This is a genomic window from Streptosporangiales bacterium (assembly GCA_009379955.1).
Lineage (GTDB): Bacteria > Actinomycetota > Actinomycetes > Streptosporangiales > WHST01 > WHST01.
The window spans coordinates 82,827-97,995 of sequence record WHST01000006.1; the positions used below are offsets into that span (position 1 = coordinate 82,827).

A 15,169-nucleotide genomic window follows, 5' to 3' on the forward strand; every position below is an offset into this window, starting at 1 on the left:
CGTCATCCCGCCATCGAGATGCGGGCGACGTCGACCGAGTCGTCGGCGGGGCGCCAGGCACCGAGCAGCTGGACCTGCTGTCCCAGCCGGAGCACCGAGAGGTCGGTGCTCGGCGCACGGTCGCCCACCCGGGCGACCGTGCTGCCCCTGGCGATGCGGCCGACGACGGTGTGGCCGGCGTGGAGCAGGTCGAGGCGGTCCCTGCCGAGCGACGTGACGTCGCCGACGAGGTTGACGATGTTGACCCACACCGCGTCGGCGGCGATCGTCCCGTCGGGCATCGACACGCCCCGGCCGTACATGCCGTCGCCGATCTCGACGGCGTCGGCGTCGGTGGGGTGGAGCTTCCACACGCTGGTGGCGCTGGTCAGCTGCACCCGGTGGGTCGCCCCGTCCGAGCCGGAGACGGTCAGCAGGTTGCCGTCGCGTCCGGTGACGAGACCTTCGGCGAACGCGCTCTCCGAGACGGCGGGGTCGAGCGGTTTGGTCGGCGCCGCGAACGCCGCGTCGGCGTCGAACGCGCCGAGCGCCGACGCGCCCACGATCGCCGCGCCACCGAGAGCGGCGGCGGTGAGGAAGTTCCTGCGGTTCAGGGCGGCACTGCTACTGCTACCTGGGGAAGGCATGGAGGGGCCGTCACTCTCACTCGTAGATCAGGACGGGCACGTGACCGCTGTCGAGGTTGCCGATCCGGGCGAACGCCGCAGGCGTCAGGTCGATGATGTGGTTGGTCCTGCAGGTGTCCCCGCAGCACGACTTCGCCCCGCAGAAGCTCTTGGTACGCGGTCCGCAGTCGGAGATCGTGATGCACACCGACTTGCCCGAGCAGTTGTGCTTGACGAGCATCTGCGAGCCGCAGCCGCGCTTCGGCAGCCGCTCGCCGCACTTGTCCGGCCGGGTGATGTCCCAGCAGTTCTGCGACGCGTACGGCCAGGCGCCCATCAGCTTGGTCGAATGGCACGTCCCGCAGGCGCCGGTGCCCGCCTTCTTGCACGGACCCCACTTCTGCCCGCAGCAGAACCAGGTGCACTTGCCGGCCCACAACGGCGTCGATCCGCACGCCATGGAGAGGCCCCCCTTTACCCTTTGACAACTCTTCGCATGCGATTGTGTGCACAGAGTCAACGGATTGCCGCGCACATCGGCGGGGTGTCGCCGGGATCCCCGGTGATAGCTGGATCACAGCACTCGCGACGCAACGGCCCGCGCGCCGGCCGTCGTCACCGGTGGGTAACGTCGCCGACGTGGAGCATGCCGACGCGAGCGTCCGACCCGCCGTCCCCGCCGACACCTCGTCGATCGCGGCCGTCCAGGTACGGAGCTGGCGCGCGGCGTTCGACACCGTCCTCCCCGCCACGGCGCTCGAGGTGCTGACGGGCGACGCCGCGCTGACGCGCTACGCGGAGCACTGGACGAGGTCGATCGAGCGGCCGCCGAGTCGCCACCACCGCGTGCTCACCGCGCTCGCGGCCGACACCGTCACCGGGTTCGGCGCGTACGGTCCCAGCCCCGACGAGGACCGCTGGCCCCGCACCGACGCCGAGCTGCTCACCCTCGCCGTCGACCCCGACCACCGACGCGCAGGCCACGGCAGCCGGCTGCTCAACGCTGCCGTCGACCTCCTGCGCGAAGACGGTTTCGAGACGATCTCGACCTGGTCGTTCGCCGACGACCAGGCGTTGCGGAGCCTCCTGACGTCGGCGGGCTGGGCGGCCGACGGGTCCCGCCGCGAGCTCGACCTCAGCGAGGTCGCGCCGGAGACGCACCTGTCCCAGGTGCGTCTCGTGACGCGGATCGCGTGAGCGTTCCCGCAGCGGAGCGGACGGCACGGCGCGCCGTCGTCAGGGACGCCGTCGCCATCGCCCTCACGACCGGGGCGTACGCCCTGTCGTTCGGAGCGGTCGGGGTCGCGAGTGGGCTCACCGTCACGCAGACCAGCGCGCTCTCGGTCCTCATGTTCAGCGGCGGGTCGCAGTTCGCGCTCGTCGGCGTCCTGGCCGGTGGCGGTGGGGCGGCGTCCGCGATCTCGGTGGCGCTGCTCCTCGGCGCGCGCAACGCGTTCTACGGCATCAGGCTCGCACCGATGCTCGGCGTGCGCGGTGCGCACCGCCTGCTGGCCGGGCAGTTCGTGATCGACGAGACCACCGCGATGACCGTCGGGCAGGAGTCCGTACGGCTGCAGCGACTCGCGTTCTGGGCGACAGGTGTCAGCCTCTTCGTGCTGTGGAACCTCGGCACGCTCGTCGGCGCGCTGGGCGCCGGCGCACTCGCCGACCCCCTCGTACTCGGCATGGACGCGGCCGCACCGGCGGCGTTCCTCGCCCTGCTCTGGCCGCGACTGCGCGAGGGCGGCGCACTTCCCGTTGCCCTCGCGGGCGCGGTCGTGTGCATGGTGGCCGTCCCGTTCGTGCCCGCGGGCGTGCCGATCCTGCTCGCCGCGGTCGCCGCCGCCGTCGCCGGCGCGTTCGGCAGGAAGCCGCTCACCGTCGACGACCGGGGGAAGGGCGCATGAACTGGCTGACCGTACTCGTCGCGTCGGTGGGCACGTACCTGCTGAAGCTGCTCGGCCTGCTGGTGCCGGAGAAGGTGCTCGAGCATCCCAGGGTGCGGCGGATCACCACCCTCATGCCGGTCGCCCTGCTCGCGGCCCTGATCGTGATGCAGACCTTCTCGTCCGGCTCGCGCTTCACGCTCGACGCCCGCGCCGCCGGCCTCGCCGCCGCGCTCGTGGCCGTCCTGCTGAAGGCGCCGTTCCTCGTCGTGGTGGTCGCCGCGTGCGCGACGACCGCGCTCGTCCGGCTGCTCCTCTGACCTAAGGTGCTGACATGACGTCAACCGTGCGCGTGTGGGTCGACGGCGCGCGTCCGCGGACGCTGCCCGCGTCGGTCACCCCGGTCCTCGTCGGCACCGCGGTCGCGTACGCGCAGGGCGGCCTGGTGTGGTGGCGCGCGCTGCTCGCGCTCGTCGTCGCGCTCGCCCTGCAGGTCGGCTGCAACTACGCGAACGACTACAGCGACGGCGTGCGCGGCACCGACGCGCACCGGGTCGGGCCCGCACGACTGGTCGGCGCAGGGGTGGCGCGCCCGCGCACCGTGCTGCTCGCGGCGCTCGCCTGCTTCGCCCTGGCCGCGGCGATCGGCCTGGTGCTCGCGCTCGTCACCTCGCTCTGGCTGCTGCTCGTCGGCGCGGCGGCGCTCGCCGCGGCGTGGTTCTACACCGGCGGTGCGCGGCCGTACGGCTACCGGGCCCTCGGCGAGGTGAGCGTGTTCGTGTTCTTCGGCGTCGTTCCCGTGGTCGGCACGACGTACGTCCAGACGGGCACGCTGAGCTGGCTGTCGCTCGCGTGCAGCCTTCCGGTCGCGCTCCTCGTCGTCGACCTGCTGGTCGTCAACAACCTGCGCGACATCCCGACCGACGAGGCGGCCGGCAAGCGCACGCTCGCCGTCGTCATGGGTGACCGCAACACCCGGGTGCTGTACACGACGCTGCTGGTCGCCGCGCTCGCCGGCACCGTGGCGGTCGCGGTCATGCGCCCCTGGGGCGCGGTGGCGCTGCTCGCCGCGCCGGTCGCCTGGCTCCCGCTGCGCCGCGTCGTCGGCGGGGTGACCGGCCGGCCGCTCGTCCTCGCGCTGCGCGACACCGGCCGGCTCGAGCTCGCGTACGGCGTGCTGCTCTCCCTCGGCCTCGCACTGTCGACCGTCACCGCCTGACCGCCTGACCCTGGGACGACCCCGTCACGGATCCTCTGTGCTCCACGTCTTCGTGCAGAGGCCGGACTTCCAACGCACGGACACCTGGTCGACAGTGTCCGACCGATCGACGTCGATCCAGACGGTCTCGTCGGGCTGGAACCGGGCAACCCTGGCGAGCCCACTGGCCGGGACCACTCCTTCCCACCAACGGCGCCCGTCGACCGTGCCCTCGAACCTGACGTAGACCTGCCGCGCGACCTTTCCGCTGGTGTTGGTGAGCGACCAGTCGTGCGGTCCGTCGGACCGGCACAGACTCCAGGCTTCCGCCACGTGCCTCTCCCTCACGACCGGGTTCACCTAGGCGCCGAACCTGCCCTCGCGCAACCAGTCGCGCAGCTCGGTGCGCCGGATCTTGCCCGACACCGTCTTGGGCAGCTCGTCGACGAAGTAGATCGCGCGCGGGTACTTGTACGGCGCGGTCTGCTGCTTGGCGAAGTCCTGCAGCTCCTGGGCGAGCTCGGGCGAGCCGGTGCGGCCGGGGACGAGGATGACGAACGCCGTGACGATCTGGGTGCGCTGCGGGTCGTCCTTGCCGACGACGGCGGCCTCGGCGACCGCCGGATGCTCGACGAGCGCCGACTCGACCTCGAACGGGCCGATGCGGTAGGCGGACGAGGTGATGACGTCGTCGGAACGTCCCTCGAACCAGAGGTAGCCGTCGGCGTCCTTGCGTGCCTTGTCGCCGGTGAAGTACCAGCCGTTCCTGAAGCAGTCGGCGGTCGCCTCGGGGTCGCGGTAGTACTCGCGGAACAGGCCGAGCGGCCGCGGCTCCGCCCGCACACAGACGTTGCCGACCTCGCCGACCGGCACGTCGCCGCCGTCGTCGTCGCGGACGTCCACGTCGTAGCCGGGCGCGGGCCTGCCCATCGACCCCGGGCGCACCGGCACGGTGCGGTAGTTGGCGACGATGTTGGTGGTCTCGGTCTGGCCGTAGCCGTCGTAGACGGTGAGACCGGTGCCCTCGGCCCAGACCTTGATGACCTCGGGGTTGAGCGGCTCCCCCGCACTCGTGCAGTGGCGCAGTGCCGAGAAGTCGTACGCACCGAGGTCGGCGAGCACGAGCATGCGGTAGAGCGTCGGCGGCGCGCAGAACGAGGTGATGCCCTGGTCCTGGAGGACGCCGAAGATGGTGGCGGCGTCGGGCTTGCCCATGTCCATCTGCACGACGGTCGCCCGCTGGTACCACTGGCCGAACAGCTTGCCCCAGGCCGCCTTCGCCCAGCCGGTGTCGGAGATGGTCCAGTGCAGGTCGCCCGGGCGCAGGTCGTGCCAGTACCGCGCCGTGATCACGTGGCCGAGGCTGAGCGACGCCTGCGTGTGCAGCACCATCTTCGGCTGCGCGACCGTGCCCGACGTGAAGTAGATGAGCATGGGGTCGGTCGAGGCGGTCGGGTCGTCCGGCAGCCCGTCCGTGCTCGCGTCCGCGGTCAGCTCGTCGAACCCGGTCCAGCCTGCCGGCACCTCGCCGTACGGTGACCAGCAGATCTTGTGCCGGACGCTCGGCAGGTCACCGATCACGTCGTCGACCTTGGTCGCGCCCGGGGCGTCGACGACGACGGCCACCGCGTCGGCGCTCGCGGTGCGGTAGGCGATGTCCTTGGCCGTGAGCAGGTTGGGTCCAGGCATGGGAATCGCGCCGATCCGGACCGCGCCGAGCAACGCCGCGTACCAGGCGGGCACGCGCGGCAGCATGAGGAAGATCGCGTCGCCCTTGCCGATGCCCAGCCGCGCGAACGCGGCCGCCGCGCGCCGTGCCTCGACGGCGAGCTCCGCGACGGTATGGCGCGCCGTGACCGCACCCTCGGCGTCGAGGCTCAGCAGCGCCAGGGCGTCCGGATCGTCCGCCGCCCACCGCTCGACGATGTCGACCACGGGGTTGAACCGCTCCCCCGGTGCGAGGTCGAACCGCGCCCGCTCGTCGTCGTACGACTCGAGGTTGGGCACGCAGTCCCTGGTGGGTCGCTCGGCCGGCATCGTCGCCTCCCTTTCGCCTCTCCGTGGACCCTAGTACTCGCGGCGAGTTGTCAGTGGCAGGCGTCGTCATGGCCACGTCTGCCACTGACAACTCGCAGGAAGGCGATAACCTCGGCCGGTGCACAGATGGGTACGGGCGGTCGGCTTGGTCGTCGTCGCCGTGGCGGCGGTGGCGTGCTCGACCCCCGGCTCCGGTGCGCGGACGGTGTCACCCACCCCGTCGTCGACCCCGGCCGGCTCCGCGTCGTCGGCCACCCCGTCCGGCACGCCGTCCGCGAGCGCGCCGCTCGACGGACTGGTCGTGGTCGTCGACCCGGGGCACAACGGCCGCAACGCCGCCAACCCGCGCCGGATCAACAAGCAGGTCGACGCCGGTGGCCTCCGCAAGCCCTGCAACACGACCGGCACCGAGACGAACGACGGCTATCCCGAGCACGCGTTCAACTGGGACGTCGCGAAGCGGCTGACCGCCCTGCTGGAGAAGCAGGGTGCCACGGTGGTCCTCACCCGGAGGAACGACAAGGGCGTCGGCCCGTGTGTCGACCAGCGCGGGCTGACCGCGGCGCGACACGACGCCGACCTGCTGGTGTCGATCCACGCCGACGGCTCGGCCCCCGGCGGCCACGGGTTCAGCGTGCTGCGACCCGGTCGGGTGCCCGGCTACACGACCGCGACCTACAAGCGGTCCAAGGTGCTCGCGAGCGACATCGTCACGGCCCTCGCCGACGGCGGGCTGATCCGCTCGACGTACCTCGGCGAGCGGGGCGTGACCGTCCGGCGCGACCTCGGCACGCTCAACCGGGCGTCTGTTCCCGCCGTCATGCTCGAGGCGGGCAACATGCGCAACGCACGCGACGCGCGGCTGCTCGCCAGCGAACGGGGTCGGCAGCGGATCGCCGTGGCACTCGCGTCCGGAGTGGCCGCATTCGGCCAACGGTGACCGCCATGCGTTCCACGCGGCCATGGCACGATGCGCTCATGCGCCTACTGCCACGCCTGGTCACCGGCCTGGCGCTGAGCAGCGTGCTGATGGCGCCGTCGTGCCTGGAGCACAACTGCGAGGTCACTCCCGGCGGCACCATCTGCGAGAGCCGTCTCGAGCCGTTCATGCCGTACCTCCTGGTCGGCGTGCCGCTGCTCGTCCTCGGCCTGATCACCCTCGGGATCGTGCTGCTGGTGCGCAGTTCGCGCAAGTCGGCCGCACGCCGCAAGGCCGCCGGACCTCCCCCGCACGGTGGTCCGCCGCCGCCCGGCTTCGGCCCACCCGGCGGCCCACCGCCGCCGAGCTACGGCCCACCACCCGGCGGCCCAGTGCCGCCCCCACCGCCCGGCTACGGCCCACCGCCGGGAGGACACCAATGACCCCGCACACGCACCCGGCAGGGCGGGTGCGCGCCGTGCTCGTCGGGGCTGTCACGGTGGGCCTGCTGCTCGCCCTCTCCGCATGCGCCGCGAGCTGCCCCTACGGACCCGACGGTGAGCTGGTGTGCCGGGACGAGACGAACTGGCCGGCCATCATCGGCGGCATCGGCGGATTCGTCGTGCTCGTGGGGATCATCGTGCTCGTCATCGTCCTCCTGCGGCGCAGCGCACGCGCCAAGAAGGCACGGCGGGAGCAGCAGCTCCAGGAGGTACTCGGCCAGGCACGGACGCAGCGCCAGGCGCCGCAGGGCCCGCCGCCCGGTCCGCCGCCGGGCTGGCAGCAGCCGCCGCAGGGACCACAGTTCCCGCAGGGACCACCTCCCCAGGGACCGCCTCCTCCGTGGCCACCACCCCAGGGACCGCAGTACGGGCCACCGCCGCAGGGGCCGCCCGGACCGCCACCGCTGCCCTGAGCTTCGTACACGACGACGACCCCGGCCCAACAGGGCCGGGGTCGTCGATTCGTCTCGTGCGGGAGGTCAGCTCGGCTGTTCGCAGTCGGCCTGCTCGGTACGGGGCCGCCCACGACCGTTGACCCACTTCACCGCGACCACTGCCGACGCGATCCCGATCGCGATCTCGGCCAGCAGAAGTCCCCAGACCGTCGCCATAGCTATCTCCTCCTCGAAAAGGGTGCTGAGTCGGACCGGCCGTTTCCGGTCCGAGCTGTTCAGGTGATCAGCAGATCGATGCTCACTGCCTCACACACCCATTGAAACCCAGAAATCTCCCCTTGTCTTCCTGCGATGCGACGATCGCCTGGTGATTCAGGACACGTCGCGGACGCGGTCGAACTCGACCGGCGCGTCGAAGGCCGCCCGCCGCGCCGCGCGGCGCAGGGTCGCGAGGAGCGCCCGGCCGGTGACGGCGATGAGTACCGCGTTCGTCAGCGCCCGGCCGGTGTCCCAGCCCAGCGAGGTCGCGGCGTCGAAGAGCACGTACCGGTGCAGGTTGTCGAGCAGTGGCGCACCCGGCTGGAACGACAGGGCCGTGTCGCCGCCGAGCGAGAACGGCCAGAACGACAGGTTGAGCAGGAACCCGTACGCGAACGCCGACACCGCACCGTACGCGGCCAGCAGCACCACCTCGGCCCAGCCACGGGCCCGCGGCAGCAGCCCCGCGACGAGGCCGACCCAGGCGCACGCGAACATCTGGAACGGCATCCAGGGACCGACCCCGGCCGTGAGCAGGGCCGACGTGAAGAGCGTCGTGCTGCCGAGCACGAACCCGAAGCCCGGCCCCAGGACCCGGCCGGCGAGCACGAGCAGGAAGAACACCGTCTCCAGCCCGGCGGTGCCCGCGCCGAGCGGGCGCAGCGCAGCCCCCACGGCGGACAGCACGCCCAGCATGGCCAACGCCTTGGCGTCGATCCCGCCCTCGGCGACCTGTGCCAGCAGCACCGCGAGCACGAGCAGGAGCAGCAGGCCGAAGAGGAAGGGCGCCTCGTGACTCGCGTCGATGCGAGACGAGGGGCGCACGAGCAGCGGCCAGGCGAACGCGACGAGCCCGATCACCCCGGACGCCACGAGCGCCGCGACCGACCAGGGGCCGAGCCGGACCACGTCCGAGCCCGCCGGGCGCGTCATCGTCCGCCTCCCAAAGCGGCCGCGACCGCGTCGACGGTGAGCCACGGCCCCGGGCCGATCACCTTCGCGACCTGCGGCGCGAAGAGCGGCGAGGACACGACGACGTCGGCGGTCGGGCCGTCGGCGACGATCTCGCCCTCGGCGAGCACCACCACCCGTCCGGCGACCGTCGCCACGAACTCCACGTCGTGGGTGGCCACGACGACCGAGGCGCCGTCGGCGGCGAGACCGGTCAGCACCTGCGCGAGCCGCCGCTTCCCCGGGTAGTCGAGTCCCCTGGTGGGCTCGTCCAGCAAGACGACCCTGGGCGCGGCGGCGAGCTGGATCGCCAGCACGAGGGCGAGACGTTGCCCCTCGGACAGGTCGCGCGGATGCCGATCCACGGGGACGCCGGGCGCGAGCCGTCCGAACAGCGCGGCCGCGGTGCCCGGCTCCGCGCCGGACTCGGCGTCGGCCTGGGCGCACTCGTCGGCGACCCGCTCGAGGTAGAGGAGGTCGGACGGCGTCTGCGGCACCAGGCCGACCAGCCGGCGCGCGCGTTCCGGCGACTCCCCGGCCGGGTCGGCTCCGTGCACCGCCACCTCGCCGCGCTGCCGCCGGCCGGTGCCCTGCAGCGCCCACAGCAACGACGACTTGCCGGCGCCGTTGCGTCCCATCAGCGCCGTCACCTCGCCACGCGCCAGTCGCAGGTCGACGTCGCGGACCGCGACCACGTGACCGTGTCGCACCACGACACCGCGGGCGGTGAGGGCAGCATCCGTCGACGTCGGCCCGGTGGTCGCCGGCGGGCTCGCTGCGGCGAGCCGTTCGCGCAGCGGCGCGGCGCGGCGCCTGGCGTCGCGGACCGAGAGTGGCAGCGGACTCCAACCGGCGAGCCGGCCGAGCTCCACCACCGGCGGCGCGACCAGCGCCCGGTCGAGCATCGGGCCTGGCTCCCCGGCCTCGACCGTGCCGTCGCCGGCGACCTGCACGACGGTGTCGGCGTACTGCACGACGCGTTCCAGCCGGTGCTCCGCCATCAGCACGGTGACGCCGAGGTCGTGCACCAGCCGGGTCACCGTGGCGAGCACCTCCTCGGCGCCACCGGGGTCGAGTGCGGATGTCGGCTCGTCGAGGACGAGCACCTTCGGGTGGGCGGTCAGCACCGACCCGATCGCCGCGCGCTGCTGCTGGCCGCCGGAGAGGGTGCGCAGCGGACGGTCGCGCAGCTCGGCGAGGCCGAGCAGGTCGAGCACCTCCTCCACCCGCTTGCGCATGACGTCGGCCGGCACGGCGAGCTGCTCCATGCCGTACGCGAGCTCCTCCTCGACGGTGTCGGTGACGAAGCCCGCCAGCGGGTCCTGGCCGACGACGCCCACGACGTCGGCGAGCTCCCTCGGCGGGTGTGTGCGCGTGTCCCTTCCGGCCACGGTGACCGTGCCGCGCAGGCGCCCCCCGGTGAAGTGCGGGACGAGACCGTTGACGAGCCCGAGCAGCGTGGACTTGCCGGCACCCGTGCGACCGATCACGAGGCACAGCTCGCCCTCGCGGATGGTGAGGTCGACGTCGCGGAGGACGGGCGCGGCGGCACCGGCGTAGGTGACGGACACCCCGGCGAGCGTGATCATCCGACCGCCACCTCCGAACGCTCGCGCGGCTCGGCGCCACCGGCGGCGGTCGGGTGCGGCGGCGGGGGTGCCGCGACGGCGGGGACGAGAGCGACGAGCACGCCGAGCAGCGGGACGATCCCGACCTGCGGCCAGACCGGAGGGTCGAGCGACGGGTACAGCGTCTCCGGCGTGACCGTCGCGCTCACGAAGAGCAGGACGGCTGCCGCCACGCCCGAGCACGCGACCACGACCTCGGCCGACCGCCACCGGTCGGGGCGGTACCTGCTGCGCACCACGCGGCGGCCGCCGAGCACCAGGCCGACGCAGCACAGCGCGACGCCCGCCGTCAGCATCGGCAGGCCGAGCAGCCAGGGCGCGGTGCCGTCGAGCAGGCCGTAGGCTCCGGTGGCGAGGCCGACCAGGCCGGCTATGACGAGAGCGGACGTGACCCTGCGCACGCTCCGCGCGACGCCGGCGGTGCGTCCGTAGCCGCGCGAGTCCATCGCGGCGGCCAGCGCGAGCGAGCGGTCGAGTGCGTCCTGCAGCACGGGGATCGCCACCCTGCGTACCGCGGCGGCAGGTCCGCGGCGTGCGCTGCCACGCAGCCGACGCGCCCGTAGCACCCGCTGGCCGCTCTCGATGATCTGCGGCGCGACCGTCACCGCCACCACCGCAGCCACTCCGATCTCGTAGAGCGCCCCTGGCAGGACCCGCAGCGCGCGCTTGGGATTGGCGAGTGCGTTCGCGGCACCCACGCAACAGAGCAGCACCGCGAGACGGAGCCCGTCGTATCCGGCCGCGAGCATACCGGCGAGATGCACCGGCCCACCCAGCTCGATCCCCGCCGCCCAGTCGGGCAACGCGATCGAGGGGAGGCGGAACACCACGTCGTCGGCGCCGGCGGGCGACGTCCCGAAGAGGATGCGGAAGACGACCCTGATCCCGATGACCACGAGCCCGAGGGTGAGGTACACGCGGAACGCGCGGGCCCACGGCGAGTCGCCGCGGCGGGCCACGACCACCAGCGCCGCGACCGCGGCGACGAGCAGCAACAGCAACGGGTTGGTCGTCCGGCTCGCCGCGGCGGCGAGACCGATCGCCCACAGCCACCAGGCGAGTGGATGCAGTCCGCGTGGGAGACGACCCGACCCGGTGACGCGCACGGTCTCGCGTCCGGCGACGGGCGCCATGGTTCCCTCCCAGGGGGATGGTCCGCGCCCGGCGTGCGCCGGAGACAAGAATCCCGCGTGCTGGCGGGCACGCGGGGACGGTCCGGGCCTCGGCCCGGGCTCCGTCCCGCAGACCTCGGCGGTGGTGGAGTGTTCGCGGTGGTCAGGTTCTCCGGCTCGTCCCGCACGATGCGAGACCTACGGTTGCGGGTCAGCGCCGGACTCGGACCGGCTTCCCCTGGTGGTACCGCCTGTGCAGTTGTGCTTCGGAACATAACACGCCGGGAGTGTCGCTGCGTCCGAGGAACCGGTGGCGACAGCCACCACTTCCTCGGACGCAACGGGTCCGTCAGCGGGCCGGTCGCAACAGCTCCAGGCGCACGTTCGACAGCGAGTCGACCGTCACGTTGCCGTCCTCGATGGCCGCCGTGACCTTCGGGTTGTCGTAGCCGGTGCGGTGTCCGGGTGCCCCGGGCACCACCAGCGGCTCGATGGACTGCTCGAGGGCGCCGGAGTCGGTGAGCCAGGAGTTGCGGAAGATGCCGGTCATCTTGCGGTCGCGCTGGGCCTGCAGGTACTCGGCGAACGGGATCCGCTTGAACTCGATGTCCTTGATGCCGAGGTTCGTGCGGAGGTTGTTCGCGATCGCCTCGACCCAGTCGTCGTTGCTGCCGCCGGAGTCGTTCCAGATCGTCAGCGTGCCCTGCCAGCCGCCCGCCTCGGCGAGCAGCCGCTTCGCCTCGGCGGGGTCGTACGCGCAGTACTTGCCGCACGGGTCGGCCTGGTGGTCGGGCACGGTGCGCGGCACGATCGACGTCGCGGGCACGAACTGACCGTCGAAGATCGAGTCGATGATCTGCTTCCTGTCGATCGCCATCGAGAACGCGCGTCGCAGGTTGACGTCGTCGAAACGCTTGTCGTAGAGCGGGAAGTCCATCCGACTGAACATCGAGATCGGCGCACTGAGGTAGCGGTCGCCGAACTCCGCCTTCGCGCTCTTGTACTGGCTCGGCGGCACGGTGACGACGTCGAGGTTGCCGCCCTTGAAGTCGTTGAACGCGGTCTGCTCGTCGGAGTAGATCGGCACCTCGATCGTCGCGAACGAGCCCTTGTTGCTGCCGGTGTACTTCCCGTACTTCTTCAGCGTGATCTTGCGGTCGTGCTGCCAGTCCTCCGCCATCCGGTACGGTCCGTTGCCGATCGGGCGCTCCTCGAACGCCTTCAGGTCGTCGAACGCAACCTTCGGCAGCGGTGCGGTGGAGTGGTGGCCGAGGATGGTCGGGAAGCGGTTGTACGGCTTCTTCAGCTTCACCTCGATCGTGTGGTCGTCGACCGCTCGCAGGCCCTTCAGGGTCTTCGTGGTCGGCTTGCCGTCGTCCGGCGCGACGTCCTCGTAGCCGACGACGTTCTCCATGTACGCGGTGTTGACGAACGCGTTGGGGCCGTAAGCGAGCGCGTTCCACGCGTCGACATACGACCGCGCGGTGACCTCCTCGCCGTTGTGGAAGAGCCAGCCCGGCTTGACCTTGATGGTCCAGACGACGTTGTCGGGGGACGTGATCGACTCGGCCATCATGTTGACGGGCTTGCCCGTCTTCGGCTCGAACGCGACGAGGCCGGTGAACAGGGTCTTGGCGATCCTGATGCCGGCGAGCGCGGTCGTCTTACCGGGGATCAGCGAGTCGGGCTCCGTGCCCTGCACCGACACGGTGGAGGTCTGCGGCTGCTCCTCACCGCCGCAGCCGGCGAGGACGGCGCCGCAGGCGGCGGCAACGGTGGCCGCGAGCGCGCGCCGGAACGTACGTCGGCGGGCGCCGGCGAGGCGTGTCATCGGTTCGGTCCTTCCGTCAGCGGGGTGTCAGTCGTCGTCCGCGGCGCGTGCCGCACCAGGCGCCGTCGCGTACGACGACCTCGCCCGCCTGCCGCACCCACGCGATGCCGATGGGCGGGTGCACGGGGTCGCGGTAGTCGCCGACGTCGCTCACCCGGTCGGCGTCGAACGCCACGAGGTCGGCGACGTACCCGGGACGCACCAGGCCACGGTCGGTGAGGCCGAACGTCGCGGCCGGCAGTCCCGACATCTTGTGGACCGCGAGGCCGAGGTCGAGCACACCCTGGTCACGCACGTACCTGCCGAGGATGCGCGGGAAGGTGCCGAACAGGCGTGGGTGCGGCTTGCCGCCGACGCCGGGAGGCAGCCCGTCGGACCCGATCATCGTGTGGTCGTCGCGCATGCCCGCGACGAGGTCGGCCTCGGTCATGGTGAACAGGACCGCGGAGACGCGGAGCCGTTCGCGCCGCAGCACCTCGGCGAACGCGTCGAACGGCTCGCAGCCGAGCGCGGCGGCGACCTCGGGGATCGTCGAGCCCTCGAACTCGTGGCTCGCCGTCGAGGAGACGAGCACCTCGTCCCACCGACTCTGCGCGGCCTCGGCCCGCAACCGGTCGAGCGTCGTCGGGTCGTCGAGCCCCGCGAGGATCGCGTCGTTGCCGCCCTCTTGGAACCAGGCGGGCAGGCGTGTGGTGAGCATCGTCGACGACGCGGTGTACGGGTAGACGTCCTGCGTGACGACCTGTCCCGACGCACGGGCCGCGGCGAGCCGTTCGAGCGCGGCGGGCACCCCACCCCAGTTGGCCTCCCCCGCAGCCTTGAGGTGGGAGACCTGCACCGCGCGGCCCGCCTCCCCGCCGATCCGCAGAGCCTCCTCGATGCTCTCGACCAGCCGCTCGCCCTCGTTGCGCATGTGGGTCGCGTACAGCCGGTGCTCGGGCAGGTGCTTCGCCAGCTCGACGAGCTCGGCCGTGTCGCTGAACACCGCGGGCGGGTAGATCAGGCCGCTCGACAGCCCGAACGCGCCAGCGTCCGTCGCCTCCCTGAGCAGCTCCCCCATCCGCCGCCGCTCGTCCGGCGTCGTGGGACGGTTGTCCATGCCGGCGACGGCGAGCCGGAGCGTGCCGTGCCCGACGAGCGGTACGTAGTTGGTGGTGTAGCCGCGCTCGTCGAGCCGGGCGAGCAGGTCGGCGAACGACGACCAGCCCCAGTCGAGGTCGGGGAAGATGCGGCTCGCCAGCGCCCTGAGGTCGGCCTCGTGGCCGGCGACGACGGGGGCGAGCGAGAAGCCGCAGTTGCCGACGACCTCGGTCGTGACGCCCTGCAGCACCTTGGTGGTGTCGTCCTCGTCGAGCAGGGGCGCGTTGTCGGCGTGGGAGTGGACGTCGACGAAGCCCGGCGCGACGACGAGACCGGTCGCGTCGACGACCTCGTACGCGTCGGCGGGGATCGTCCCCGCCGGCTCCACGGCGGCGATCCGCTCGCCGTCGAGCAGCACGTCACGGTGGTCGGGAGGTGCCGTGTCGCCGGCCGCGACCAGCGCCCCGCGGACGAGCACGTCACCGCCCCGGCCGTTCGTCCGTGCCACGTCGGTCATCGGCCGCCTCCTGTCGGTGCTACTTCACCTCACGAACGTGGACTTCACGTCGTCCCTGCACGAGGTGAAGTCGGCGTTGATCACGTTAACCTCGGTCTTTCACACCTGGCCTTCCGCGTCTGAGTTCGTGCACCACTTCCTGGTTCTAATACCCGGCCACTGGACGGCTACGTTGATCACCGTTCAGGAGGTAGGAAGTGTCGCAACCGAACTCGGGTCGCAAGCCGCGCAAGCGGCTGGCGCCGTCGG

General features: G+C 72.2%; 16 protein-coding genes and 1 riboswitch. Of the genes, 7 read left to right on the forward strand and 9 right to left on the reverse strand.

Annotated elements, in window-relative coordinates:
- Positions 1-2: 2 nt before the first annotated feature.
- Together GEV10_03295 and GEV10_03300 are read right to left on the reverse strand one after the other, a co-directional pair.
- Positions 3-626 carry a twin-arginine translocation signal domain-containing protein gene (locus tag GEV10_03295; protein ID MQA77499.1) on the reverse strand — a complete coding sequence of 208 codons (624 nt, stop codon included), beginning with the start codon at positions 624-626 and terminating at the stop codon, positions 3-5.
- Positions 627-642: 16 nt separating this feature from the next.
- Complete coding sequence (locus GEV10_03300; protein ID MQA77500.1) at positions 643-1,065, reverse strand: hypothetical protein; 423 nt, start codon at positions 1,063-1,065, stop codon at positions 643-645.
- Positions 1,066-1,244: 179 nt separating this feature from the next.
- Between GEV10_03300 and GEV10_03305 the strand changes: the two genes are divergently transcribed.
- The 4 genes from GEV10_03305 to GEV10_03320 are packed head-to-tail and all read left to right on the forward strand — an operon-like array spanning position 1,245 to position 3,710.
- A complete protein-coding gene (locus GEV10_03305) occupies positions 1,245-1,802 on the forward strand; it encodes a GNAT family N-acetyltransferase (protein ID MQA77501.1) in 558 nt (185 codons plus the stop codon).
- The gene (locus GEV10_03310) at positions 1,799-2,512 is read left to right on the forward strand and encodes a branched-chain amino acid ABC transporter permease (GenBank protein MQA77502.1); all 714 of its coding nucleotides are present in this window, start codon (positions 1,799-1,801) and stop codon (positions 2,510-2,512) included. Before GEV10_03305 ends, GEV10_03310 begins: the two co-directional genes overlap by 4 nt.
- Positions 2,509-2,811 carry an AzlD domain-containing protein gene (locus GEV10_03315; protein MQA77503.1) on the forward strand — a complete coding sequence of 101 codons (303 nt, stop codon included), beginning with the start codon at positions 2,509-2,511 and terminating at the stop codon, positions 2,809-2,811. Before GEV10_03310 ends, GEV10_03315 begins: the two co-directional genes overlap by 4 nt.
- A 14-nt stretch (positions 2,812-2,825) precedes the next feature.
- A complete protein-coding gene (locus GEV10_03320) occupies positions 2,826-3,710 on the forward strand; it encodes a 1,4-dihydroxy-2-naphthoate polyprenyltransferase (GenBank protein MQA77504.1) in 885 nt (294 codons plus the stop codon).
- A 24-nt stretch (positions 3,711-3,734) separates the two neighbouring features.
- Here GEV10_03320 and GEV10_03325 read toward each other — a convergent pair whose 3' ends face one another.
- Both GEV10_03325 and GEV10_03330 read right to left on the reverse strand, forming a co-directional pair.
- Positions 3,735-4,022, reverse strand: a complete 288-nt coding sequence (locus GEV10_03325) for a hypothetical protein (protein ID MQA77505.1) — start codon at positions 4,020-4,022, stop codon at positions 3,735-3,737.
- Positions 4,023-4,049: 27 nt separating this feature from the next.
- Positions 4,050-5,726: an AMP-binding protein gene (locus tag GEV10_03330; protein MQA77506.1), complete on the reverse strand. Its 1,677-nt coding sequence runs from the start codon at positions 5,724-5,726 to the stop codon at positions 4,050-4,052.
- Positions 5,727-5,844: 118 nt separating this feature from the next.
- Here GEV10_03330 and GEV10_03335 point away from each other — a divergent pair, with 118 nt between their 5' ends.
- The 3 genes from GEV10_03335 to GEV10_03345 are packed head-to-tail and all read left to right on the forward strand — an operon-like array spanning position 5,845 to position 7,561.
- Positions 5,845-6,666 carry an N-acetylmuramoyl-L-alanine amidase gene (locus GEV10_03335; protein MQA77507.1) on the forward strand — a complete coding sequence of 274 codons (822 nt, stop codon included), beginning with the start codon at positions 5,845-5,847 and terminating at the stop codon, positions 6,664-6,666.
- Positions 6,667-6,704: 38 nt separating this feature from the next.
- Complete coding sequence (locus tag GEV10_03340; protein MQA77508.1) at positions 6,705-7,088, forward strand: hypothetical protein; 384 nt, start codon at positions 6,705-6,707, stop codon at positions 7,086-7,088.
- On the forward strand, positions 7,085-7,561 hold the full coding sequence (locus GEV10_03345) for a hypothetical protein (protein ID MQA77509.1): 477 nt from the start codon (positions 7,085-7,087) through the stop codon (positions 7,559-7,561). The genes GEV10_03340 and GEV10_03345 overlap by 4 nt, the downstream gene beginning before the upstream one ends.
- 354 nt (positions 7,562-7,915) lie before the next feature.
- On the opposite strand, the gene GEV10_03350 is transcribed toward GEV10_03345, so the two are convergent.
- The 5 genes from GEV10_03350 to GEV10_03370 form a co-directional block, all read right to left on the reverse strand.
- Complete coding sequence (locus GEV10_03350) at positions 7,916-8,734, reverse strand: ECF transporter S component (GenBank protein MQA77510.1); 819 nt, start codon at positions 8,732-8,734, stop codon at positions 7,916-7,918.
- The gene (locus GEV10_03355; protein ID MQA77511.1) at positions 8,731-10,341 is read right to left on the reverse strand and encodes an ATP-binding cassette domain-containing protein; all 1,611 of its coding nucleotides are present in this window, start codon (positions 10,339-10,341) and stop codon (positions 8,731-8,733) included. The genes GEV10_03350 and GEV10_03355 overlap by 4 nt, the downstream gene beginning before the upstream one ends.
- Complete coding sequence (locus GEV10_03360) at positions 10,338-11,513, reverse strand: energy-coupling factor transporter transmembrane protein EcfT (GenBank protein MQA77512.1); 1,176 nt, start codon at positions 11,511-11,513, stop codon at positions 10,338-10,340. The genes GEV10_03355 and GEV10_03360 overlap by 4 nt, the downstream gene beginning before the upstream one ends.
- A 145-nt stretch (positions 11,514-11,658) precedes the next feature.
- Positions 11,659-11,730: riboswitch (cobalamin riboswitch) on the reverse strand.
- Positions 11,731-11,841: 111 nt separating this feature from the next.
- The gene (locus GEV10_03365; GenBank protein ID MQA77513.1) at positions 11,842-13,323 is read right to left on the reverse strand and encodes a hypothetical protein; all 1,482 of its coding nucleotides are present in this window, start codon (positions 13,321-13,323) and stop codon (positions 11,842-11,844) included.
- Positions 13,324-13,339: 16 nt separating this feature from the next.
- Positions 13,340-14,920, reverse strand: coding sequence for an amidohydrolase family protein (locus tag GEV10_03370; protein MQA77514.1), 1,581 nt, complete (start codon positions 14,918-14,920; stop codon positions 13,340-13,342).
- Positions 14,921-15,169 lie beyond the last annotated feature (249 nt).

Bases quoted from the DNA above. Each gene is read 5' to 3' on its own strand.
- GEV10_03350 (MQA77510.1), bottom strand. From the start codon at position 8,734: ATGACGCGCCCGGCGGGCTCGGACGTGGTCCGGCTCGGCCCCTGGTCG.
- GEV10_03295 (MQA77499.1), bottom strand. From the start codon at position 626: ATGCCTTCCCCAGGTAGCAGTAGCAGTGCCGCCCTGAACCGCAGGAAC.
- GEV10_03330 (MQA77506.1), bottom strand. From the start codon at position 5,726: ATGCCGGCCGAGCGACCCACCAGGGACTGCGTGCCCAACCTCGAGTCG.
- GEV10_03340 (MQA77508.1), top strand. From the start codon at position 6,705: ATGCGCCTACTGCCACGCCTGGTCACCGGCCTGGCGCTGAGCAGCGTG.
- GEV10_03365 (MQA77513.1), bottom strand. From the start codon at position 13,323: ATGACACGCCTCGCCGGCGCCCGCCGACGTACGTTCCGGCGCGCGCTC.
- GEV10_03355 (MQA77511.1), bottom strand. From the start codon at position 10,341: ATGATCACGCTCGCCGGGGTGTCCGTCACCTACGCCGGTGCCGCCGCG.
- GEV10_03315 (MQA77503.1), top strand. From the start codon at position 2,509: ATGAACTGGCTGACCGTACTCGTCGCGTCGGTGGGCACGTACCTGCTG.
- GEV10_03320 (MQA77504.1), top strand. From the start codon at position 2,826: ATGACGTCAACCGTGCGCGTGTGGGTCGACGGCGCGCGTCCGCGGACG.
- GEV10_03345 (MQA77509.1), top strand. From the start codon at position 7,085: ATGACCCCGCACACGCACCCGGCAGGGCGGGTGCGCGCCGTGCTCGTC.
- GEV10_03370 (MQA77514.1), bottom strand. From the start codon at position 14,920: ATGACCGACGTGGCACGGACGAACGGCCGGGGCGGTGACGTGCTCGTC.
- GEV10_03300 (MQA77500.1), bottom strand. From the start codon at position 1,065: ATGGCGTGCGGATCGACGCCGTTGTGGGCCGGCAAGTGCACCTGGTTC.
- GEV10_03360 (MQA77512.1), bottom strand. From the start codon at position 11,513: ATGGCGCCCGTCGCCGGACGCGAGACCGTGCGCGTCACCGGGTCGGGT.